The sequence below is a fragment of the Desulfoscipio gibsoniae DSM 7213 genome, assembly GCF_000233715.2.
GTDB classification, from domain to species: domain Bacteria; phylum Bacillota; class Desulfotomaculia; order Desulfotomaculales; family Desulfallaceae; genus Sporotomaculum; species Sporotomaculum gibsoniae.
In genome coordinates, this window is the sequence record NC_021184.1 from 2,495,936 (window position 1) to 2,518,040 (window position 22,105).

The 22,105-nt window shown below is 48.2% G+C and carries 22 protein-coding genes and 1 pseudogene; 3 read left to right on the forward strand and 20 right to left on the reverse strand.

All coding sequences use genetic code 11. The features are described 5' to 3' along the window. Positions 1-80 precede the first annotated feature (80 nt). From gatB to DESGI_RS23825, 16 genes and pseudogenes are all read right to left on the reverse strand, one after another. Positions 81-1,523: an Asp-tRNA(Asn)/Glu-tRNA(Gln) amidotransferase subunit GatB gene (gatB, locus tag DESGI_RS11715; RefSeq protein ID WP_006523112.1), complete on the reverse strand. Its 1,443-nt coding sequence runs from the start codon at positions 1,521-1,523 to the stop codon at positions 81-83. Between the two features lie 20 nt (positions 1,524-1,543). Beyond that, the gene (gene gatA / locus DESGI_RS11720) at positions 1,544-2,998 is read right to left on the reverse strand and encodes an Asp-tRNA(Asn)/Glu-tRNA(Gln) amidotransferase subunit GatA (protein ID WP_006523113.1); all 1,455 of its coding nucleotides are present in this window, start codon (positions 2,996-2,998) and stop codon (positions 1,544-1,546) included. Between the two features lie 66 nt (positions 2,999-3,064). Then, entirely contained in the window at positions 3,065-3,346 is a 282-nt protein-coding gene (gene gatC, locus DESGI_RS11725) for an Asp-tRNA(Asn)/Glu-tRNA(Gln) amidotransferase subunit GatC (RefSeq protein ID WP_006523114.1), read from the reverse strand. Between the two features lie 236 nt (positions 3,347-3,582). Beyond that, the gene (gene ligA, locus DESGI_RS11730) at positions 3,583-5,607 is read right to left on the reverse strand and encodes an NAD-dependent DNA ligase LigA (RefSeq protein ID WP_006523115.1); all 2,025 of its coding nucleotides are present in this window, start codon (positions 5,605-5,607) and stop codon (positions 3,583-3,585) included. A gap of 15 nt (positions 5,608-5,622) precedes the next feature. Beyond that, positions 5,623-7,812, reverse strand: a complete 2,190-nt coding sequence (pcrA, locus tag DESGI_RS11735; protein ID WP_006523116.1) for a DNA helicase PcrA — start codon at positions 7,810-7,812, stop codon at positions 5,623-5,625. A 214-nt stretch (positions 7,813-8,026) separates the two neighbouring features. Beyond that, positions 8,027-8,431 carry a phosphoribosyl-AMP cyclohydrolase gene (gene hisI, locus DESGI_RS11740; protein WP_006523117.1) on the reverse strand — a complete coding sequence of 135 codons (405 nt, stop codon included), beginning with the start codon at positions 8,429-8,431 and terminating at the stop codon, positions 8,027-8,029. Positions 8,432-8,470: 39 nt separating this feature from the next. Next, positions 8,471-9,229, reverse strand: a complete 759-nt coding sequence (hisF, locus tag DESGI_RS11745; protein ID WP_041284870.1) for an imidazole glycerol phosphate synthase subunit HisF — start codon at positions 9,227-9,229, stop codon at positions 8,471-8,473. Continuing rightward, complete coding sequence (gene hisA / locus DESGI_RS11750) at positions 9,223-9,969, reverse strand: 1-(5-phosphoribosyl)-5-[(5-phosphoribosylamino)methylideneamino]imidazole-4-carboxamide isomerase (protein ID WP_006523119.1); 747 nt, start codon at positions 9,967-9,969, stop codon at positions 9,223-9,225. The genes hisF and hisA overlap by 7 nt, the downstream gene beginning before the upstream one ends. Continuing rightward, positions 9,963-10,574, reverse strand: a complete 612-nt coding sequence (gene hisH / locus DESGI_RS11755; RefSeq protein WP_006523120.1) for an imidazole glycerol phosphate synthase subunit HisH — start codon at positions 10,572-10,574, stop codon at positions 9,963-9,965. Before hisH ends, hisA begins: the two co-directional genes overlap by 7 nt. A gap of 21 nt (positions 10,575-10,595) precedes the next feature. Beyond that, positions 10,596-11,195, reverse strand: coding sequence for an imidazoleglycerol-phosphate dehydratase HisB (gene hisB / locus DESGI_RS11760; RefSeq protein WP_006523121.1), 600 nt, complete (start codon positions 11,193-11,195; stop codon positions 10,596-10,598). Continuing rightward, complete coding sequence (gene hisC / locus DESGI_RS11765) at positions 11,196-12,278, reverse strand: histidinol-phosphate transaminase (RefSeq protein WP_006523122.1); 1,083 nt, start codon at positions 12,276-12,278, stop codon at positions 11,196-11,198. A gap of 1 nt (position 12,279) precedes the next feature. Continuing rightward, on the reverse strand, positions 12,280-13,812 hold the full coding sequence (gene hisD, locus DESGI_RS11770; protein WP_006523123.1) for a histidinol dehydrogenase: 1,533 nt from the start codon (positions 13,810-13,812) through the stop codon (positions 12,280-12,282). Between the two features lie 73 nt (positions 13,813-13,885). After that, the gene (locus DESGI_RS11775) at positions 13,886-14,206 is read right to left on the reverse strand and encodes a YerC/YecD family TrpR-related protein (RefSeq protein ID WP_006523124.1); all 321 of its coding nucleotides are present in this window, start codon (positions 14,204-14,206) and stop codon (positions 13,886-13,888) included. Positions 14,207-14,475: 269 nt separating this feature from the next. Next, positions 14,476-14,898 (reverse strand): putative toxin-antitoxin system toxin component, PIN family, encoded by a 423-nt coding sequence (locus DESGI_RS11780; RefSeq protein WP_006523125.1) that lies wholly within the window; start codon positions 14,896-14,898, stop codon positions 14,476-14,478. Then, positions 14,885-15,178, reverse strand: a complete 294-nt coding sequence (locus tag DESGI_RS11785; protein WP_006523126.1) for an AbrB/MazE/SpoVT family DNA-binding domain-containing protein — start codon at positions 15,176-15,178, stop codon at positions 14,885-14,887. The genes DESGI_RS11780 and DESGI_RS11785 overlap by 14 nt, the downstream gene beginning before the upstream one ends. Before the next feature lie 120 nt (positions 15,179-15,298). Then, positions 15,299-15,436 (reverse strand): annotated as a pseudogene (locus tag DESGI_RS23825) (phosphoribosylglycinamide synthetase C domain-containing protein); the annotation flags it as partial. 367 nt (positions 15,437-15,803) lie between these two features. Here DESGI_RS23825 and DESGI_RS11790 point away from each other — a divergent pair. The 3 genes from DESGI_RS11790 (at position 15,804) to DESGI_RS11805 (ending at position 19,243) form a co-directional block, all read left to right on the forward strand. Further along, positions 15,804-16,223, forward strand: a complete 420-nt coding sequence (locus DESGI_RS11790) for a hypothetical protein (protein ID WP_006523127.1) — start codon at positions 15,804-15,806, stop codon at positions 16,221-16,223. Positions 16,224-16,988: 765 nt separating this feature from the next. After that, a complete protein-coding gene (locus DESGI_RS11800; RefSeq protein ID WP_006523129.1) occupies positions 16,989-17,936 on the forward strand; it encodes a hypothetical protein in 948 nt (315 codons plus the stop codon). An 89-nt stretch (positions 17,937-18,025) separates the two neighbouring features. Further along, positions 18,026-19,243 (forward strand): IS256-like element ISDgi1 family transposase, encoded by a 1,218-nt coding sequence (locus DESGI_RS11805; RefSeq protein WP_006520307.1) that lies wholly within the window; start codon positions 18,026-18,028, stop codon positions 19,241-19,243. A gap of 177 nt (positions 19,244-19,420) precedes the next feature. Here the strand turns inward: DESGI_RS11805 and DESGI_RS26680 are convergent, their stop codons facing one another. The 4 genes from DESGI_RS26680 to tnpA form a co-directional block, all read right to left on the reverse strand. Next, positions 19,421-19,573: a WCX domain-containing protein gene (locus DESGI_RS26680; RefSeq protein WP_281168041.1), complete on the reverse strand. Its 153-nt coding sequence runs from the start codon at positions 19,571-19,573 to the stop codon at positions 19,421-19,423. After that, complete coding sequence (locus DESGI_RS26085; protein WP_281168042.1) at positions 19,570-20,112, reverse strand: helix-turn-helix transcriptional regulator; 543 nt, start codon at positions 20,110-20,112, stop codon at positions 19,570-19,572. Before DESGI_RS26085 ends, DESGI_RS26680 begins: the two co-directional genes overlap by 4 nt. A 302-nt stretch (positions 20,113-20,414) precedes the next feature. Then, complete coding sequence (locus DESGI_RS11815; protein ID WP_052543943.1) at positions 20,415-21,539, reverse strand: RNA-guided endonuclease InsQ/TnpB family protein; 1,125 nt, start codon at positions 21,537-21,539, stop codon at positions 20,415-20,417. Beyond that, positions 21,529-21,891: an IS200/IS605 family transposase gene (tnpA, locus tag DESGI_RS11820; RefSeq protein WP_015617972.1), complete on the reverse strand. Its 363-nt coding sequence runs from the start codon at positions 21,889-21,891 to the stop codon at positions 21,529-21,531. The genes DESGI_RS11815 and tnpA overlap by 11 nt, the downstream gene beginning before the upstream one ends. Between the last annotated feature and the right edge of the window lie 214 nt (positions 21,892-22,105).

Consider the following 22,105-nt stretch of genomic DNA (forward strand, 5'->3'; position numbering starts at 1 on the left):
GCTGTATACATAGCCATATGTCCATAATGCAAATTATGCATAAAATGTATTAGAGCAGGGGGTTCCCTGCTCTTGGTAATCTATTTATCCAGTTTTTCTTTAAGCAGTTTATTAACCATACCCGGGTTGGCTTTACCCTTGGTGGATTTCATCACCTGGCCCACCAAAAAACCAATGGCCTTTTCTTTGCCGGCCCGGTAATCCTCCACCGATTTGGGGTTGGCGGCAATTACTTCCTCTACCACCTTATCGATCAGTCCAGCATCGCTAATCTGCACCAGTCCTTTTTCTTCCACCACTTGACCGGGATCTTTACCGGTGTTAAACATCTCCTCAAATACAGTCTTGGCAATTTTACCGCTGATAGTGCCCTTATCCAACAATTGCAACATTTTGGCCAGTTGGGCGGGACTGATGCGCACATCGCCGATTTCCTGACCGCTGGCATTCATCATCCTGGCCAGATCCCCCATTATCCAGTTGCTGACCAGCTTGGGATTATTAAATAGTTCTACACATTGTTCATAATAATCCGCCAGCTCACGAGTGGTAGTCAGCACCGCGGCATCGTACTCGGGCAGTCCATAGGCGCTTACCAAACGTTTCCTGCGCTCATCCGGCAATTCGGGCAGGCTGGCCTTTATTTCATCAACCCATTCCCGGGCAATCACCAGAGGGGCCAAATCGGGGTCGGGAAAATAACGGTAATCGTGGGCTTCCTCCTTGCTGCGCATGGACAGGGTTACACCCCTGGCTTCGTCCCAGGTTCTGGTTTCCTGCACCACCTTTTCCCCGTCTTCCAGCACTTCCATCTGGCGCTCAATTTCGTAACTTATCGCTTTATGCAATGCTTTAAAAGAGTTCATATTTTTAAGCTCGGCCTTGGTGCCTAGCTCGGTCTGTCCCACCGGCCTTACGGATATATTGGCATCGCAGCGCAACGAACCCTCCTGCATTTTACAATCACTCACTCCGGTATACTGGATAATCGCCTTTAGTTTTTCCAGGTAGGCCACAGCTTCATCGGCACTGGTCATATCGGGCTCGGAAACAATTTCTATCAGCGGCACTCCGGTGCGGTTGTAATCCACCAGTGAATATGGAGTGGTGGAAATAGTGCCCTGGTGCACCAGCTTACCGGCGTCCTCCTCCATATGCACCCGGGTAATACCAATGCGCTTATCCGTGCCGTTAACATTTATCTCCAGGTGGCCATGTTCAGCGATAGGTAAATCATACTGGGATATTTGGTAGTTTTTCGGCAAATCAGGGTAATAATAATTCTTACGATCGAATTTAGAGAAAGAAGCAATCTGGCAATTCAGTGCCAGACCGGCTTTAATGGCATATTCCACTACTTTTTTATTCACTACGGGCAGCACTCCGGGCAACCCCAGGCACACCGGGCATACGTGATGGTTGGGATCGGCACCGAACTCGGTGCTGGAATGACAGAAAATCTTGGTATTGGTTTTTAATTCAACATGCACTTCCAGGCCGATAACAGCCTCATATTGAGCCAAATTGGTACACCTCCAGGGATTTACTCGGGTAACTTACGGTGGTGATCGGTATTTTGTTCAAAGGCATAGGCAGCCCGCAGTATATCACCCTCGCCGAAAGGCCGGCCCATTAATTGCAGCCCTACGGGCAGGTTGTCGACCATACCGGCGGGGATGGAAATGGCGGGAATACCGGCCAGGTTGACCGCCAGAGTGCAGATATCAACCATGTACATCTGCAGCGGGTCGTTCACCTTTTCACCCCGCTTGAATGCGGTAACCGGGGCGGTGGGCCCCAGCAACAGGTCAAATTGTTCAAAGGCCCGGTCGAAGTCAGCTTTAATCAGCGTACGTACTTTTAAAGCTTTGTTATAATAGGCATCGTAATAGCCTGCGGAAAGGGCATAGGTGCCCAGCATAATTCTTCTTTTCACCTCGGGGCCGAATCCCTCGCTGCGGGTTTTCACGAACATATCTACCAAGTCTCCGGCGTCCTCAGCCCGGTACCCGTAGCGCACCCCATCATAGCGGGCCAGGTTGGAACTGGCCTCGGCCGGGGCAATTAGATAATAGGCCGGCAGGGCGTACTCGGTGTGAGGCAGAGTGGTTTCCTCCAATACAGCGCCCAGCCCGGTAAATATATCAATGGCTTTTTTTATGACTTCCCTGACCGCCGGGTCGATGCCTTCACCCATATATTCGCGGGGCACCCCTATTTTTACGCCCTTGATATCCCCGGTAAGAAATGAAGTATAATCCGGCACATCATATGGCGCCGATGTAGAGTCCAGCGGATCATGCCCGCAAATGACATTCAACAGCAGAGCACAGTCTGTAACATCCCTGGCAAAGGGGCCGATCTGGTCCAGCGAGGAGGCGTAAGCCACCAATCCATAACGAGATACTGCACCATAGGTGGGTTTCATGCCCACCACCCCACAAAATGACGCCGGCTGGCGGATAGAACCGCCGGTGTCCGAACCCAGGGCCAGGATAGCTTCCCCGGCCGCCACTGCGGCCGCCGAACCGCCGCTGGACCCACCCGGCACCCGGTTGGTATCCCAGGGGTTGCAGGTGGTAAAAAGAGCCGAGTTTTCGCAGGATGAACCCATAGCAAACTCATCCATATTAGTTTTCCCCACCATAACGGCTCGGGCTTCATTTAAATGTTCCATGACGGTAGCGTTATAAGGGGGTATGTAGTTATATAAAATTTTGGATGCACAGGTGGTGCGCACCCCTTTGGTACACATATTATCCTTTACAGCTACCGGTATACCAGCCAGGGGCGGCAATGCTTCACCCTCCATCCTGGCCTTGTCCACCAAACGGGCACAGCTGACTGCCTGTTCTTTGGTCAAAGTAACGTAGGCACGTATCTTTTCCTCCACCTGCTCGATGCGGTCAAATACTGACCTGGTAATTTCCTCAGCACTGATTTTCTTGCTAACCAGCATATCATGTAACTGGTGTGCAGTTAAGTAATGTAATTGCAATACATTTCCCTCCAACCATTGATCCAATAAACATAGTCTTGTCGGGTAAATACTTTTTTCAAGCAACTAAACAATTTTGGGCACTTTAAAAAAGTTATCCTGCCGATCTGGTGCATTGGCCAGCACTTTGTCCACCAGCATATGCTCGCCCACCCGGTCTTCCCGAAAGACGTTCTGTAAGGGCAATACATGCGCGGTGGGCGGTATATTATCAGTATTCAAATCCTGCAGTTTACGAGCGTGCTCCAATATATCACTAAGCTGTTTGGCATAAACTTGCTTTTCCTCATCGGTAAATGACAAACGTGCCAGCACCGCCACGTGTTCAACATCTTTGATACTAACCATGATGCTACACCTTCCTTATCTATCAAAAACTGACATTATTATACCAAAGCTCCCCAAAGCGGGCAACTCAGCCAATACCGCCCGGTAGTTGTATAGATAATCCACTTTCGAAACCGAAAAGCGCCCGGTCAACCCGCTAAAAAACATCCCTGACACACGAGCGGTATTAATAGTAGAATGTAAAATTAATTTCCAGATAGTTACATAGTCATATTATAGCCAAGAATGCCCCCTGGTTAGTGATGGGATTTTACCAGATCCAATAAATCCTCTTCACCAATTACCTGCACACCCAGCTTGACGGCTTTCTCATACTTACTGCCTGGATTTTCACCCGCCACCACATAATCGGTTTTTTTGCTTACCGATGAGGACACTTTGCCCCCGACTTTTTCAATTAACTCTTTGGCCTCATCCCTTTTCAGCGCCGCCAGGGTGCCTGTCAGCACCAGGGTTTTTCCTATCAACGGGCCGCCTGACCCGGCTGCGGGCGCAGCCTCGGCCACCACATTGACGCCGTGTTCGATGAGCCGCTCAATTAAAGCCCGGTTCTGGGGCTCGCGCATAAAGTTAATCACGCTCTCGGCTATTTTAGGGCCTATTTCCATAATAGCGATCAATTCTTCACAATCAGCATCCATGAGCCTGCGCAGATCACCAAAATGTTCGGCCAGTACACGGGCCGCCCGCTCACCCACGTGCCGGATGCCCAGCGCAAATATCAGCCGGTGTAATGGGTTTTCTTTACTGGCCTCAATGGCCCGCACCAGGTTTTCCGCTGATTTGTCCGCAAACCGTTCCAGCCTCAGCAATTGTTCTACGGTCAGGTTGTATAAATCGGAAACATCCCCAACCAGCCCGGCCTCCACCAACTGAGTAACCACGGCCGGTCCCAGCCCGGCTATATCCATAGCCCCCCGGGAGGCAAAATGAATCAGCCCCTCCAGCAGTTGGGCCGGGCAGGCGGCCCCTGTGCAGCGATGGGCAGCTTCTCCGCTGAGGCGTACCACCTCAGCGCCGCAGGCCGGACACTCAACCGGCATACTGAACATCTTTTCCCCGCCTGTGCGATGATCCTTTAACACCTCCACCACTTCGGGTATCACATCACCGGCTTTATGAATAATCACCCGGTCACCAATGCGAATATCCTTTTCCCGAATGATATCCTCGTTATGTAAAGTAGCCCTGCTGACGGTGGAACCCGCCACGGACACCGGATCCAATAGCGCGGTGGGTGTGATTACCCCCGTGCGCCCCACACTGACAATTATATCCCGCACAATGGTTTGGGCCTGCTCGGGGGGAAATTTAAAGGCTATCGCCCAACGGGGGCTTTTCATGGTGGCACCCAGGGCGGACTGCTGGTCCAGTGAATTGACTTTAATCACCATACCATCTATTTGATAGGGCAGGGCTGCCTTTTTATCCTGCCAAATCCGGCAATAGCTGATCACCTCGCCAATATCCCGGCAAAGCTGGTGGTGGGTATTAACACGTAGTCCCAGGCTCTCCAGCCATTTCAAACTTTCACTGTGCGATTCCGGCAACCCCTCACCGGGAAGCTCTGCGGCACCAATACCATAAACAAAAATACTCAAATTGCGTCCGGCTGTAACCGCCGGGTCCAGCTGGCGCAGTGAGCCGGCTGCCGCATTGCGCGGGTTGGCAAAAAGAGGCTCACCCCGCTCCTCACGCCGGCGGTTTAATTCTATAAAGGACTTCTTGGGCATGTACACCTCACCCCGCACTTCCAACAAGTCCACCGGCTTATGCAAGCGCAGCGGTATACTGCGGATTGTCTTCAGGTTGACGGTGATATCCTCCCCGGTTGCACCATCACCCCGGGTGGCCCCGCGAACCAAAATACCATCCTGGTAGGTCAGCGACACCGCCAAACCATCAATTTTCAGTTCCACCACGTAATCATAAGACTCATTACCCAAAGTCCCCCTAACCCGGCGATCAAACTCTATAAGTTCTGCATCGCCGAAGGCGTTGGCCAAGCTGAGCATCGCTATCGTGTGCTGTACCGTGGCAAAACCTTCCCGGGGTTTACCCCCCACCCGCTGGGTAGGCGAATCCGGAGTAACAAGAAAAGGATATTCCCTCTCCATTTGCTGCAAATCCGCCATCAACCGGTCATATTGCGTATCCGTTATAGTTGGCGCATCCAGCACGTAGTACCGGTAATTATGCTGTTCAATTTCCCGGCGCAGCTTATCAATAGTTTGGCGAATCTGTTCATGCCCGCCGCCCATGACTCAATCCCCCTTCTAACGTTCCAGCGGTGCGTAGCGGGCCAGGAGCGTCTTAATACCCAGCCCGGGAAAATCTATTTTCAACTCGGCATTATCTCCTTTACCCCTTACATCGACGATGGTGCCCTGCCCCCATTTGCGATGGTACACCTGTTCCCCGGCGCTATAGAATATATTTTTGCCCGGACGCTGACCGGCTTGACTGTCCTTTAGTGGCCCCATGTTTGCTGGATTAGCTGAAGAAGGTTCCTTAACCGTGCTGCTCCTTACTTGTTTATCCAAAGGATCCTGGGTGTTCAGCAAATCAGGGGGCAATTCCTGTAAAAAGCGGGAAGGCTCATTCATCCTGGTATAACCATAAAGGGTACGCTGCCAGCAATGGGTCAGATACAGGTGCTCCATCGCCCTGGTTATGCCCACGTAACACAGCCTTCTTTCTTCCTCCAATTCATACCTGTCATCCATAGAACGGGAGTGAGGAAAGACGGTTTCTTCCAGGCCAGTTATAAATACCACAGGGAATTCTAACCCTTTGGCACTGTGCATGGTCATTAAAGTAACTTGGTCCGCGTCCTGCTCATAATTATCCAGATCCGTAACCAGGGCCAGAGAAGCCAGGAAATCCTCCAGGCCACTGCCATCACCCAGCCCATCATACTCACCGGTAACCGAGTAAAACTCACGCAGGTTTTCCATACGGGTTCTGGATTCCACAGTACGCTCGTTATCCAGCGCCTGCCAGTAACCGGTTTCCTCCAGCACCATCTGCACCAGTCTAGTAATAGGCAAAGCTGACATCCGTTTTCTGATATCACCCATAGTTTGGCCAAAAAACCGGGCTGCATTAGCAGCTTTGCCGGTTAGGCCGGGAATACTGGAAGCGTTTTCCAACAGGGTAAGGGGCGCCTGGCCGGTCTCATCCGCTCTGGTAAATATTTTATTTAATGATGCAGCACCAATGCCCCTTTTAGGCTCATTAATAACCCGCCGCAGGCTCAACCGGTCATTAGGGTTGACCAGCAGCCGCAGGTAAGCTAACAGGTCCTTAATTTCCTTACGCTCATAAAAGCGCAGCCCGCCCACGATGGTGTACGGTATTCCGGTGGTTAGGAATTTTTCTTCAAGCACCCGGGACTGGGCGTTAGTGCGATATAAAACTGCGAAATTCCGGTACGGTTTTTTAAATACGTGGTGCCAGCGACTAATCCGGTCCACCACATAACGCGCCTCGGAATGCTCATCCCGAGCAGTAAAAACTGTAACGGGATCGCCCGGAGATCCGGCGGTCCACAGCTTTTTTTCCTTGCGGTCCTGGTTATGCCGGATTACTGCATTGGCGGATTCCAGTATAGTGCGGGTAGAACGGTAATTTTGCTCAAGAACAATGGCAGCAGCATCCGGGTAGTCCCGCTCAAAACTCATGATATTTTGAATGTCCGCCCCCCGCCAGCCGTAAATACCCTGATCCGGGTCTCCCACCACGCATAAATTGCGATACTTCTGAGCCAATAAATTAACCAGTACATACTGGGCATGGTTGGTATCCTGGTATTCATCCACCAGTATGTAACGGAATTTCTCCTGGTAATAGTCCAGCACAGCCTGGTTATTTTGCAGCAGCCGCACTGTTTGCATCAGCAAGTCATCAAAATCCAGCGCGTTATTTTGCCGCAGCTTGTCCTGGTAAAGTTTATATACCTTGCAGGCAGTTTGGCTGAAATAATCGTAAGACTTCTTTTCCATCTCCGCCGGCCCGTAAAGCATATTTTTAGATTGAGATATGGCCGCCGACATAGCCTGCGGAGAAAATTTTTTATCATCCAGGTTTAATTCCTTGAGACACTCCTTAATAACAGTTTTCTGATCATCCGCATCGTAAATGACAAAATTAGCTGTATACCCGGCAAATCCGGACTGCCGTCTCAAAATACGCAGACAAGTGGCATGAAAGGTAAACACCCAGAGATCATGCACCAGCTCCGGTACTGCGGCCGCAATCCTTTCCCGCATTTCCCTGGCCGCTTTATTGGTAAACGTGATAGCTAAAATGTTATACGGGTCAACACCCCTTTCCAGTAGTAAATAAGCAATTCTGGTGGTGAGCACCCGGGTTTTGCCGCTGCCCGCCCCGGCCAGCACCAAAAGCGGCCCGTCATGGTAAGTAACTGCTTTTTTCTGCGCCTCATTCAGCGCGGTTAAATCCATAACAACCTCCAACTTATTTTTCACTAATATGCGACACTGCATGTGCACAAAATTTAAAATATACTAAATCCACGGTAATATTAGATTAAAATGCCACCTTGCGGTGGCTTTACATAGCGGTAATCACAGTTCTATTTTCTCCCTACAGCTCAAAGCAGAGGGCCAATGCCCCCCGGCTGAAAAATATATCATACCGTCTGCGCAAAATCAACAACTACTTTCCTTCTTTACCGTATACTTCTTCGGGATCAAACAGTGGTTCTCCCTTAACGGTAACTGTACCGTCCCCTGCCAGCGCGTAGTGGAAACAACTGTAATACCCCTCGTGGCAGGCCGCACCCTTTTGCTCCACCAGCAAGAGCAAAGTATCCCGGTCGCAGTCAAAATACAGTTCCTTTACTTTTTGTACATTACCGGATGATTCACCCTTATGCCAAAATTTTTGCCTGCTCCTGCTCCAAAACCAGGTTTCACCGGTGGAGAGCGTTCTGGCCACCGATTCGCTGTTCATATAGGCCAGCATCAGTACTTCTTTGGTCGCCACATCCTGCACAATGGCCGGTATCAATCCATCACTGTTATATTTAAGTTCTTCAGGTCTTATTTGCTTTACTTGCACCTTGTCACACACCTCAGTTATATTTAATGTTTTGTTAAGCTAAATGCGCACGGGCACATTGTGTTTTTGTAAATACTGTTTGGCTTGTGCAATGGAATAGGTACCAAAGTGAAAAATGGAAGCGGCGAGAGCGGCATCGGCCTCGCCAATTGTGAGCCCGTCAACAATATGATCAAGGTCACCGACCCCGCCGGAGGCAATCACCGGTATTTGCACAGACCGGGCAATAGCCTTGGTCAGTGGTATGTCATAACCATCCTTGGTTCCGTCCCGGTCCATGCTGGTCAGTAATATTTCACCAGCCCCCAACTCTTCCATCCGCACCGCCCAGGACACAGCATCAATGCCGGTAGGTGTACGTCCCCCGTGAATATATACTTCCCATTTATCTTGCCCCACACGGCGGGCATCTATGGCCACCACAATACACTGGCTGCCGAACCGGGCCGACGCCTCGGCGATCAGGCGGGGATTTTTCACTGCAGCGGTGTTAATAGAAACTTTATCCGCACCGGCGGAAAGCATGGCCCGGATGTCCTCCAATGTGCTGATTCCCCCGCCTACGGTGTAGGGGATAAATACCTCGGCAGCCGTGCGGTACACCATATCCAGCACAGTTTTACGCCCCTGGGCGGACGCGGTGATATCCAAAAAAACCAGCTCGTCCGCACCCTCCCGGTCGTAAAATGCGGCCAGTTCCACTGGATCCCCCGCATCCCTTAAATTAACGAAGTTGGTACCCTTGACCACACGCCCGCCGGTGACGTCCAGGCAAGGGATGATTCTTTTCATTAACATGATACTGACTGTTTTTTCCCTTCTAATGCCAGGGCCTCGTCAATGTTTACAGTACCGGCGTATAGCGCTTTACCTACGATAACTCCCTCAACACCAAGGGGAGCCAGCTCATTAAGCGCAACAATATCCTCTATGGTGGACACACCACCCGAGGCAATCACTTTCATTTTACTGGACATAGCTAACTTTTTAATAGCCTCAGTGTTTGGCCCCTTTAAAGTACCGTCGCGGGAAATATCAGTGAATACCACCCTGGTGATCCCCATTTGGCTGATTTCATCAGCCAATTCCAATGCATCCTTTTCCGCAGTCAGCCCCCAGCCCTCAATGGCCACTTTACCATCGCGGGCGTCAATACCCACCACAATATGTTCGCTGCCGAAGCGCGCACAGGCATCCGCCACCAGCGCCGGGTTCTGGATGGCCACCGTACCCAAAATAACCCTGGCCACTCCCATTTGCAGTAACCGTTCAACGGTGATCAAATCACGAATGCCGCCCCCTACTTGCACTGGTATATTTAAAACTTTGATAATTTCCTGAATAGTTTCCAGGTTCCTGGGCGAGCCGGCAAAGGCGCCATCCAGGTCTACCAGGTGCAGCATGCGGGCACCGCTGCCCTGCCATACTCGGGCTACAGCGGCCGGATCATTGGAATAGACGGTCTCGCGGTCCAGTTTACCCTCCACCAGGCGTACACACTTCCCAGCCCGCAGGTCTATAGCCGGGATAATTAACATTTTTCAACCAACCTCCCAAAATTCTCTAAAATGCGCAGGCCCAGGGCGCTGCTTTTTTCCGGATGAAATTGAATACCAAACACATTGGCCTTGGCGGCAACGGAAGTAAATTCCATGCCGTACTCAGTGGTAACCACCGTCAACTCCGGATCGGCAGGTTCCACATAATAGGAATGAACGAAATAAAACGCGGCATGTTCTGGGATATCCCGAAAAAGCGGACAGTTTTTTTTATACGACAATGTATTCCAGCCCATGTGCGGAATTTTGAGCCCGGGCGGCAAACGCCTTACCCGACCAGGAAACACACCCAGTCCGGCGGTAGTGCCCCATTCCTCACTGGACTGAAACAACAGCTGCAGCCCCAGGCAAATACCTAAAAAAGGCTTACCTGCATTAATAACACCATATATAGCATCCACCAGGCCATGCGCTTTAAGGTTATTCATGGCATCGGAAAATGCCCCCACACCGGGCAAAACAACCCCCGAGGCTTTTTTAAGCACCTGTGGGTCTGAGGTTACTTCCACGGTGACGCCCGTCTTTTCAAAACCTTTGGCAACGCTGCGCAAATTGCCCATACCATAATCAATAATGGCAATCAAAAGATTTTTCCCCTCTCCCAATTAAAGTACACCTTTAGTGGAAGGCAATCCCCTTTGGGGGTCTTTAATTTCAGCAGCTGAGCGCAAAACACGGCCCAATCCCTTAAAAACAGCTTCTATGATATGATGTGTGTTCTTGCCGGCCATCATGTGCACGTGCAGGGTTAACGCACCGTTTGTAGCAAAGGCCCGCAAAAACTCCTCCACCAGCTCGGTATCGAAATCCCCCACTTTTGCGGTGGGCAGCGGCACATCAAAGGCTAAATAGCCGCGACCGCTAAAATCCAGGGCTACCGCCACCAGTGCCTCATCCATGGGCAGCAGCACGTGTCCATATCTTTCTATGCCGTGCTTGTCACCCAGCGCTGTTTTAAGCGCCTGTCCCAGGCAGATGCCCACATCCTCTACGGTATGATGGGCATCCACCGCCAGGTCACCCCGGACCAGCAGCTTAAGCTGCATGCCGCCATGCTTGGCCAGCAGGTCCAGCATGTGATCCATGAAACCCACGCCTGTATTGATTTCAGATTTACCGGTACTATCCAAGGCCAGGTACAGCGATACACAGGTTTCGTTTGTTTCCCGATTGATTTCCGCACTGCGCATATTTTTTATTTCCATTCAATCTTTCTCCCCAAGCATGGCAATAACCTGCTGTAATGAGCGTAAAAAAATCACATTTTCCTCGGTTTGCCCCACGGATACTCGCAGATATTGAGATAACAGCGGATCACCAAAATTACGCACCAGTACACCCCGCGAGAGTAAACCATCAAAAACATCCGCGGCCGAATAACCAGTTTTAAACATTAAATAGTTGGCATCCGAAGGCAGCACATCAAAACCTGGCATTTGTTGCATTGTATTATATAATATGTCCCTTTGCCTGGTTATCTCAGCCACCTGCGGGGCGAAGACATCCCGGTGACGCAACACGGTAAGCGCAGCCACCTGGGAGAAAGTATTTAAGTTAAACGGTTGTTTAACTTTAAAAAGATACTGCAGCACTTGAGACTGAGCAAATAAATAGCCCACCCTAAGACCCGCCAGACCGTAAGCTTTTGAAAAGGTACGCAAAATTACCAGGTTGGGATACCTGTCCAGAAGCGGCAGGAAATCCGGACCGCCAAATTCAACGTAAGCCTGGTCCACCACCACAGGGCAGGGACAGTTATCCAGTATGGACTGCACTTGTTCCACTGTGGCCGAATTACCGGAGGGGTTATTAGGTGAACAAAGTACCACCAAAGCTGCATCGCCGCTTGCCCTGACAATCTCCGGCACATCCAGTTCAAAATCAAACTGCCTGGGTATTTCCACTATTTCAGCACCGGCCACCCGGGCATGGATACCATACATGGAAAAGGTGGGCACGGCAATCACCACCCGGTTTCCGGCACCAAAAGTCAGCATTAGATCCAAGATCAGCTCATCCGAGCCATTGCCCACCATAATTTGTTCAGCACTTACACCGTGACAGTGGGCCAGTTCTTGCACGAGCTGTTGCGCCATGGCATCCGGATAGCGGGTAAAAGACTGCGGTCCCAGCATTTCATTAATGGCCAGCCGTATTTCCTCGGGAAAGTCATAGGGGTTTTCATTCGCATTAAGTTTAATCACCCCCGGATAAGTTATCTCTTGATAAGGGACCAGTTCCTGAAGACCTTTCCGCACCAACCGGCCAGGGTCAAATCGATTTTCCATATCAGCGTCTTTCCCCTTCCCCCGGGTTGTTATTCCACCGGTTAAAATTAGTTGCCGGGTTATTGCTCCCCTTTTGCGGCGGCGTCCGCCCGGGCAAGTCGCCAAAGCCGGGCTTGATCCCAGACATGCCCGGCAAATTACGCGGAGCATATTTATTATCGGTTAATGCGGGTAGGGTAGGCAGCCCGTGGCTGATTGCACCGCTATTAATATTCTGTGCACCGGACAATCCATCATTCAAGCTTTCGGCCAGCACCGACAATCTACATTGCACGGATGCCGCGTGGGCGTCCAGCCCTTCCGTGCCGGCCAGTGCAACAATATGCTCACCGTCCCTGGCCAGTGCCCTGGGGGAATACCCAATTAAACTGGTTTTTTTCATAAAGGTATCTACATTGAGGGGTGAGAAAAATCTGGCCGTACCACCTGTAGGCAACACATGATTAGGACCGGCCATGTAATCGCCCACCGGCTCGGGTGAATAATGTCCAAGGAAAACAGCCCCGGCGTTGTTCACTGACCCCAGCCAGCGATAGGGATCGGACACCAGCAACTCCAGGTGCTCGGGAGCAAATGAATTGGCCACCTGGACAGCCTCATCCAGGGTAGCAGTGATAATGATGGCCCCTCTTTCGTTAATTGATTTTTCGGCTACCTTGCGCCGGCTCAATTTAGCGAGCTGCTTACTGATTTGCTGCTGCACCTTTTCGGCTAACCCAACCACCGGCGTCACCAGTATGGATGAGGCCAGTTCATCATGCTCTGCCTGGGCCAGCATATCCGCAGCCACAAACTCTGGACTGGCCGATTCATCGGCAACAATAAGCACTTCACTGGGGCCGGCCAGCATATCTATATCCACCGCGCCAAACACCTGCCGTTTGGCCGCCGTTACATAAATATTTCCCGGACCCGTTATTTTATCCACCCGGGCAATGGTTGGAGTGCCATAGGCCAGCGCAGCTACAGCCTGGGCCCCGCCCACCCGGTAAATCTCTGTCACCCCCGCCTCGGCGGCCGCCACCAGTGTATAGGGGTTCACCGCGCCGCTGGAGTCGGGTGGCGTAACCATCACTATCTGCTTAACCCCCGCCACTGCAGCGGGAATTGCGTTCATCAACACCGAGGAAGGATAGGACGCCTTACCCCCGGGCACATAGATACCCACCCTGCTCAGGGGCGAGATTATCTGCCCCAGCATGGTACCGTCGGGTTGCGGGTCGATCCACGAATTGCGCAGCTGGCGGCAGTGATAACGATAAATATTTTGGGCGGCCACACGCAATGCTGCTAAAAAACGATCACTTACCTTTTGATAAGCAGCCTTTATTTCAGCATCCCCCACCGGAAGGTCCGAAGGTGCCAGATCAGCACCGTCCAACCTGTTGGTTATGGCACATAATTGGTCATCTCCACCATCCCGGACAGCATTAATAATATCCTTCACTACATTCTCAACCTTTTCCAAATCCACAGTTCTACTTTGTAACAGATTGGACAGGGCTTTATCCACTGATCTTATTATGCGAATCAAAAAATGCCCTCCTTTAATACATTAAAGCGATGATACAATAAAATATTAAAGCAGTATCTCTCTACTGTCAACATTAATTTTTATCTTCACCTGCATCACCTGCGCTTTGCAGCCTGTCCAGTACTGTCTTATAACCATCCGCGCCGTAATTCAAAGATCTCTTCACTCTGCTAATGGTGGCCGTGCTGGCCCCCGTACGGGAAGCAATTTCACCGTAAGTGAAGTTACCTTGCAGCATTCTGGCCACCTCCAACCGCTGCGCCATGGTTTTTAATTCTGTAACCGTGCAAACGTCCTCAAAAAATTGATAACACTCATCGGTATTGTTGAGCTTTAAAATAGCGTCAAAAAGTTGATCCAGTAAAGGATCGCGTAATTTTCCGGTGTAAGCCACCTTATTATTCCTCCCAGGTTTATTAATACATATTTAGGTTGTTATTTCTGGTTACCTAATATGCAGTTCGACAACCTGTAAACAAATCCTTTTTTTCGGTAAAGTGTTAATATAAAAAAGAGAGGCTCCGTCCCTTAAAGCTTTCGTCGACTTGATAGGTGCCGGGTGTTGAAAGGTTGAAAATCTTTGATTTTCAACCTTTCAACATCCGGCACCAAAGCCTACCTTTTCGAACAAGCTCATTAAGAAAAAATCAAGAGTCTATCGAATTAGAAAGGAAACTTATGTAAAAATTCTCCCGGTGAACTAATTTTCATGCCGATTTTATCCCCCAGGTCCAGTTCTAGAAAATGTTTGTCCAAGCTTAGCAACCAATCAACTTTCCCCGTTATGGCTGCTGCTAAAATAGCAGCATCTTTCTCGTTAATCATTTTTTTAGCTTTTTCTATATCTTCCTCGGTTGGGTCTATTAATTTAAATGGCAAATTTTTAAACAGCGAATATACATGCACCAGACCAGCAGGAAGCTTCTTTTGCACATTACGATATACTTCGCTTACAACATTCTCACAAATGCACGGGATTATAATGTTTAACTCAGCCAGTACCAAGACCTCATAAGAACCACCCTTTTTTGAAGCTAGACCTGCTATAATCACGCTGCTGTCCAAGAAGATGTTATTCCGTTTCATAAGCGTGATTGCCTTCCCTCAACTCTAGAAGTAATTTCTCTAGATCAATGTCATCGTTAAACATTTCTTTCTGAAAATTATCAGCCAACTCTTTGATAAGCAACCTTTCAGGTATTGCAACGATAGCCTTACCAATTTGAAATACTTCCAAATAAGAATCCTCTTTGATACCAAGCCTTTCTCTAATTTCAACCGGTATGGTTAGCTGTCCTTTTCCCCAGACCCTTACTTTTTTAGATTTCACAGAATCCACATATCTAACAACTCTATTATCCGACATACTATAATTCCACCTTTCAGACTTTTTAATATTATATAATGTATAAAACGGAAAGGCAAAAACCCCCGGGGAAAACCCGGAGGTTATAGTTCGGATACATTTGTAAATCGTATACGTTGGCTACCTGTTCATTAGCTTTTTACCTATATCCTTGCGGTAATGCATACCGCTGAACTTCACCCGAGATACGCCTTGATAAGCGAGTTCAATGGCCTCGGGGATACCCACAGCCCGCGCGGTTATGCCCAGCACCCGGCCACCCGCGGTAAAGCCGGATTTTACTGTTCTGCTTTCGGGCTATTAGGGCCCAAAAGCCGGCAAAAATCGTCAGGGTTATTAAACCCTAACGCTAGTATTAGCTTTTCATACTCTTACTTAATACTTTTGCAAACATTTTGAAGTATTGGTTTGGCTTCGAGGCAAATTTAGGGAAACATTTTAGGACATTATACAACCATATAGTTGCATAATAGGCAAAGCTTGTTGACTATTTATTTGTCCCTTAGATATCATAAAGAAAGGCATGACTAAAGCTTATAACGGCGATGGATACTATTCATATTACACATATCAAAGCCCGAATATTAAGTATACCGAATAATTAAGTATTAAGGGGGGAAACAAAATGTGGCTTAAGTCGTTTGTTGGACGAATAGTAATTACCGGTGTTGCCCTTATTTCCGGCTTATCATTAGGAATCTTTGGCTTTGGCCCTGCAATAGCTAACCAAAACCAAGAACTCGCTCCCGTTTATCAGATAAACGAGAATGGCCAGACATATGGCTCTGCAGCAAACGCAACGACGGAAGAAAATGAACCAGATTTAATTCTTGCAGAAGGTGAGGACGGCACTATTGGTTACGTTCTATCTAAAGATTTAAACGGAAAGCAGCCCAAGACGCCAAAGGAAGCTTTGGAAATACAGCGTAACACACCTAGCACTAGAATTATTCCGCTATATGATGTCGACGGTAAAACTGTCATTGGCGAATTCAAAATCAGCAAAGGAACGACAAAAATATTTCTTAATGAACAAAGCAATTAGTTGTATCATTTTAACGCGCACTCTATAAGGAAACGTGATATTATCTATGAGACCAAGGAAAAGGTAATCTTTCCTTGGTCTCACTAAATTTTGGGGTAAATTGAGTTTTCATAAGCTGGGGGTAATGCCTCAGGGGCCGGGTAAAACCCGGAGGGCAGGGCGCTCATCGTGAGGTGAGGTCTGAAGGGCTTGAGGAGAAGTACCAGGCCGTAATTAAAGGCTACCCCAAGGATGAACCGGTCGGCCAAAGACGGGGCAAGGTTGAGCCTGCACTATGGAGGCGAAAGCGTTCTAGTCTACCCGTCGTACCAAGGTGTGTGCGGGCGGCATGGTATGGAAGACAACCACGTGATTCAAGAGACCTCGTATCGTCTGGGAAAGATGCACCGAAAAGGGCCGGTGGGTAAACATAGTTGGAATGATGGTTACTAACGTGCACGGCCATTCCGTACAGACAAGCACGAACCAGTAAGAAATTCTATAAAGTAACCCCGAAGTGAATTTCGAAGCGGTGCGAGGAGTCGGAGAATCGCATATTACACCACGCGTTTTTGATGGCAGGAAGGGCAAAAGTGCCGGCGTTTACAGGAAAACAGGGTTGACTTGTCAATGCCCAGCTTGACTTAATTTATATCTAGAAAGTAGGTTAACTAGAGGAACCTAATGTAGATCATTATCACCAATTACCGGTAACGTGTAATGGAACCTAAGAGAGGCTTTAAACGTCAAGTAATTGAAGATAATTACTCAGGTGGAGGATGCAACATGAAAAATCCATTTTTGTTTGCACTTGTGTTATTGTTAAGTGTTTCTCTCTTTGGTTATACCAGTGGGGGGAACGAGGCTGATAAAAAAGATGAACTACCCCAAGAAAGCTCTCAACAAACCGGTGAAAGCGATAAGGAGGCAGTTGCCGACCTGGTTGAGGATTTCGGCAGCAAACTCCAAAAAGTCTCGCTTCAAGCCCCTAAGGATATAGTGAGTAAGAGTATGCAAGAAAACTATAGCGATTTCGTATCCCCCACACTTCTTGCAGAATGGCAAAGCGATCCTCTAAATGCTCCCGGGCGGATGCTTTCAAGTCCGTGGCCGGAGCGCATAGAAATTTTATCCATTGAAAAATTATCGGAAGATACGTACGAAGTTGAAGGCGAAATCATTGAAATAACGAGCACGGAGAAGGTGAGCGGCGGGGTTGCCGCAAAGTGGCCAATTACTCTCGTGGTAAAGAAAATCGATAATCGCTGGCTTATTGACGCTGTCACGCTCGTCGCGTACGAGAAAACTAACTCAATTGCCTACAGAAATACCCAATATGGCTTTAGTTTTTCCTTACCGGAGAGTTGGAAAGGTTATTCGATCGTAACTGACAAATGGGAGGGTTCCGCTCCAGAAAGCCCACAAGGTGTTAAGACTGTTGAAACTGGTCCGATGATTTCCATTAGACATCCTCAATGGACTACTCAAAACCAGCGACAGGATATACCTATCATGATATTTACTCTTACCCAATGGAATTCACTTCAGCAAGGAAAATTTCATATTGGTGCAGCGCCTATGGGGCCTAATGAACTTGGCCGTAACACCAGACACGTTTTTGCGCTTCCTGCACGTTACAATTACGCATTTCCAACAGGATTTAAAGAAGTGGAAAATATATTAGAAAGTAATCCTCTCCAGACGAACGATAAAACCCCCGAGGATAACCAATGAATATTCGGGGGTGTTTATTCGTTATTGCGAGAGAACGTAATTAATTTAGTGTAAATGGTTATAACTACCAATAAAGGAGATGACCATTTATGCAAGCCATGCAAGACAAAACGATCAAGGAATTAGCAAAGGATTGCCGCACCGTAGAAGACGTACATGAGATGCTCAAGAATCTATTCAAGGACACCTTGCAGCAGATATTCGAGGCTGAAATTGAAGAGCACCTCGGGTATAAAAAACACAGCATTGAAGGCAATAATACTGGCAACAGTCGCAACGGTTACAATAAGAAAACTATCCAGACTAAGTTCGGCAAGACAGAAGTGGAAATCCCACGGGATCGTAATGGTGAATTTGAACCAAGGCTTATCGGTAAATATGAAAAGACATCCAACCAGCTTGAAGACCAAATTATAGCCATGTACGCCAAGGGTATGTCTACACGTGATATTGAGGACCACATGAGGGATATCTACGGTATCGACGTATCCCCTACCATGGTCAGCAAGATAACAGACAAAATACTACCACTGATTGCAGAGTGGCAGTCCCGGACACTTGACCGTATATACCCTATTGTTTTCCTTGATGCTATCCATTTCAAGGTACGTAAAGATAACCGGATAATAAACAAGGCGGCCTACAGTGTGTTGGCCCTAAATATGGCAGGCCAAAAAGAAATACTTGGCATCTGGATTGGGGAAAATGAAAGTGCCAGCTTTTGGCTTGGTGTATGTAATGACCTCAAAAACAGGGGGGTGCAAGATATCCTGATTACCTGTAAAGACGGGCTTTCCGGGTTTTCTGAGGCCATAAACACTGTTTTCCCCCATACCGAAATTCAGCTTTGCATAATCCATCAAATCCGTAATTCCCTGAAGTATGTGCCATACAAAGAACAAAAGGAGTTGATGGCTGATCTTAAGCAAGTGTACCAGGCATTAACCCTGGAAGAGGCTGAGTTAGCCTTTGAAATATTCAAAGAAAACTGGGGTAAAAGACATCCCATTATAATTCGTTCCTGGGAAAAGAATTGGCTTGAGTTAACAGCTTATTTTAAATACCCATATGAAATCCGTAAAATGATTTATACTACTAATATCATCGAGGGTTACCACCGGCAACTACGGAAAGTAACCAAAACTAAAACTGCCTATCCAACAGACGATTCACTGAAGAAAATTATTTACCTGGCCACCGTTGAAGCAGCAAAAAAATGGACTATGCCAGTTAAAGATTGGAAAAATTGCATCTCCCAATTTGTCATATACTTTGGTGATAGGATAGAATCAGAGATGGCCATATAAAAGTTAGCCGGCCAACAAACCGACCGGTAGCCCTTGACATGGAGCCTCTGGGCCTGTGTTTCTGGGAGCCCACCGGGGAGTCCACGCTACGCTTTGGTCTCCCGCCGCAACAGGCTAACACAGGCCCCTCTCCATATAAAGGGCTACCTAGTTGATTCTAACTAAGATAGTTTTGTGTTAAGAGGAAAAATCATTTACACGTAATATTTCACATTCCCTATTGCGATACAATTTTAATACACTTTCCACCATTTCACACATGTCCTCCTTGAGCCAGTCCGGCTCCAGCACTTCAACGGCATCCCCCCACTGCACTATCCAAGTCTTCATTTCAGCAATGCCGTACACATAAAAGGAAACGATAACTGACCCATCGTCCATTTCCTCTTAATTACCTGGGAAGGATGGTAGATAATGTTTTTAACCCGAAATGCCACGTTAGGGCTAAATTTAAGCCTTACCTGGCATACCTCTCCGTCGTTAATCACTCCCCAGCTTTGCGCCATATGATCTTTAAGTTTAAAGTTCTCTGGATAATTAAACTTTTCCGTCATATAAGGAATGGTATCAATAATTTGGTCAACTCTAAACACCTGTATATCCTGGCGCTTCAGGCAGAAAGCTACCAGATACCAGTTTTGCCTCTTACAAATAAGGCCGTAAGGCTCTACCACCCGCTCTGTTATCTGTCTACTATATGCAACAAAATACCTGATCTTGACCCGGTAACAATATTTTAGCGCTCCCACCAGCTTGGCAAATATATCACCCACCCACTCCGGCTTAGCCGGTTCCTCCTCCACCAGGTGAATACGGTTCTGCAATTTTTCCACCGCCAGTTCAGCGGGGTTATAGTGGTATTTAAACAAAGTGGAAACCAGAACATCTTTAAGTTCATTCAGGTGGCCGGCAAGAGCGGACCCTTTCTGCTGCAACAAACTTAAGAAAAGGATTGTGGCCTTTTCGGGGCTTAAACTGGGTAAATATCCCACTTCCAGGTAATAATAAGTGTTTTTACGCCCATGTGAACTACCCCCTCCCTTCGCTCCGCTCAGGAAGGGGCTTCCATGAGTAAAACAAAGTTACGGAGTTTCCTGGTTCATAGTAGGTCCTTACTGCAACCTAGCTCCCCAGGCATGTGACCGCCGTCCCAGCGGCACAGTTTTTTGAACTATGATGCTTTAGACTTATGTAGAATATTTATTGCTGCATTGTGGTCCCTGTCAAGGACAAGGCCACAATGTGGGCAGGCATGTATTCTTACCGACAGGTCTTTCTTGACAATACTACCGCACCGGCTGCACTGCTGCGTTGTCCCGTAAGGGGGTATTTTCTCCACCATCCTACCGGCACTCTCAGCCTTGTAGGTTAGCATGGAGATGAATTCGCCCCACCCGGCGTCGGATATGCTCTTGGCCAGTTTATGGTTTTGTACCATGTTTGTTATTTGCAAGTCTTCCACTACGATCTTGCCGTATCTCCATACCAATTGATCGGATATCTTATGGTGGAAGTCTTTGCGCTGGTGGCGTATCTTTTCGTGTTGCCTGGCAAGTTTATTCCTGGCCTTGGCTCGGTTCTTTGAACCTTTCTTCTTACGTGATAAGCTTCTTTGCAGTGTTTTCAGTTTTCGTTCGGATTTTTGCAGATGCTTGGGGTTGGCTATTTTCTCTCCATTGGAGAGTACGGCAAACTCCTTTATTCCCACATCCAGGCCAATGGTCTGCCAATTGGGGGAGAATAACACCGGGTATTCTTCCACCGCCAGTACGGCGTACCATTTGCCGGACTGTTCACGCTTTATGGTACATATCTTGACTTGACCGTGTATCTCCCGGTGCAAATCTATTTTAACCAAGCCGATCTTGGATAGTTTTAGTTTATCATTTTGGAACGAGGCACCAAGGCCATCGCCAAACTGGGTGAAGGTAAGGGATTTATACTGCCCCGGTCCTTTGTATCTAGGATAACCGGGTTTCTCTCCGGCTTGCACGCGACGGAAAAAGTTGTTATAGGCGCGTTCCACGCGGAACAAAACCTCCTGGGCTACTTGCGAATGAACTTCTTTAACCTTCGGGTGCTTTGCTTTATCGGCTTTGAGAGTTTCTTGTTGTGCTATCCTGGTTAGCCCGTTGCCCGTGCGTTCATAGTAGTTTTTCCGGTCGGCCAGTGCCGAGTTGTAAATTATACGGCAGGTGGTCAACCAATTAGTTAGCTTACTTTCCTGCTCTTTATTTGGGTAGATACGAAATTTGTAATTACGGATTTCCTTGGGACTGGACATATTATTTGACATCCTCCAGTTTCACCTCCCCCACAGTGGATAAGAAATAGCTTGGCGACCAGAAGTTGCCGCCCCAAAGCTCTTTTTTAATTTCGGGATGATCTCGGAATATCAGCCTGGCTGAAGTGGACTTTAAGGAGTTGATGAACTTGGAAAGCTGAACTTCCGGTTTTGATGCAAAGATAATGTGGATGTGATCCCTATCAGTTTCTTGCTCAATTATCTGTACACCAAACTTGCCGGCTATGTCTTGGTTTACCTTCTTTAGATACTCTGATATTTCCGGCGTGAGAAATTTGCGCCGGTATTTGACGCAGCAGATGTAATGGACGAAGGGAATATACTGAATGACAGCCTCTATCAAGTTGGTATTTCATGGCTATATTGTAACAACAGAACCAAAATAAGACAAGGGTTCCTGGAAAAACAAGGCCCGCCTCTCATCCCCGCCCTTCGCCCTCGCTTCGCGAGCAAGGAAGGCTCAGGACGGGGACTTCCCGGCGGGAAAGTTAAAAATCGCTCATTTTTTATTAGCGGGACTTTTAAGTCATTTTGAATAGTGTTCAGATCACGATGAA

Coding starts and splice junctions, on each gene's coding strand:
- gatC (WP_006523114.1), bottom strand. CDS start 3,346: ATGGTTAGTATCAAAGATGTTGAACACGTGGCGGTGCTGGCACGTTTG.
- ligA (WP_006523115.1), bottom strand. CDS start 5,607: ATGGGCGGCGGGCATGAACAGATTCGCCAAACTATTGATAAGCTGCGC.
- pcrA (WP_006523116.1), bottom strand. CDS start 7,812: ATGGATTTAACCGCGCTGAATGAGGCGCAGAAAAAAGCAGTTACTTAC.
- hisF (WP_041284870.1), bottom strand. CDS start 9,229: ATGTTAATGAAAAGAATCATCCCTTGCCTGGACGTCACCGGCGGGCGT.
- hisA (WP_006523119.1), bottom strand. CDS start 9,969: ATGTTAATTATCCCGGCTATAGACCTGCGGGCTGGGAAGTGTGTACGC.
- hisB (WP_006523121.1), bottom strand. CDS start 11,195: ATGGAAATAAAAAATATGCGCAGTGCGGAAATCAATCGGGAAACAAAC.
- hisC (WP_006523122.1), bottom strand. CDS start 12,278: ATGGAAAATCGATTTGACCCTGGCCGGTTGGTGCGGAAAGGTCTTCAG.
- DESGI_RS11780 (WP_006523125.1), bottom strand. CDS start 14,898: ATGAAACGGAATAACATCTTCTTGGACAGCAGCGTGATTATAGCAGGT.
- DESGI_RS11785 (WP_006523126.1), bottom strand. CDS start 15,178: ATGTCGGATAATAGAGTTGTTAGATATGTGGATTCTGTGAAATCTAAA.
- DESGI_RS11790 (WP_006523127.1), top strand. CDS start 15,804: ATGTGGCTTAAGTCGTTTGTTGGACGAATAGTAATTACCGGTGTTGCC.
- DESGI_RS11800 (WP_006523129.1), top strand. CDS start 16,989: ATGAAAAATCCATTTTTGTTTGCACTTGTGTTATTGTTAAGTGTTTCT.
- DESGI_RS11805 (WP_006520307.1), top strand. CDS start 18,026: ATGCAAGCCATGCAAGACAAAACGATCAAGGAATTAGCAAAGGATTGC.
- DESGI_RS26680 (WP_281168041.1), bottom strand. CDS start 19,573: ATGAAGACTTGGATAGTGCAGTGGGGGGATGCCGTTGAAGTGCTGGAG.
- DESGI_RS11815 (WP_052543943.1), bottom strand. CDS start 21,539: ATGTCAAATAATATGTCCAGTCCCAAGGAAATCCGTAATTACAAATTT.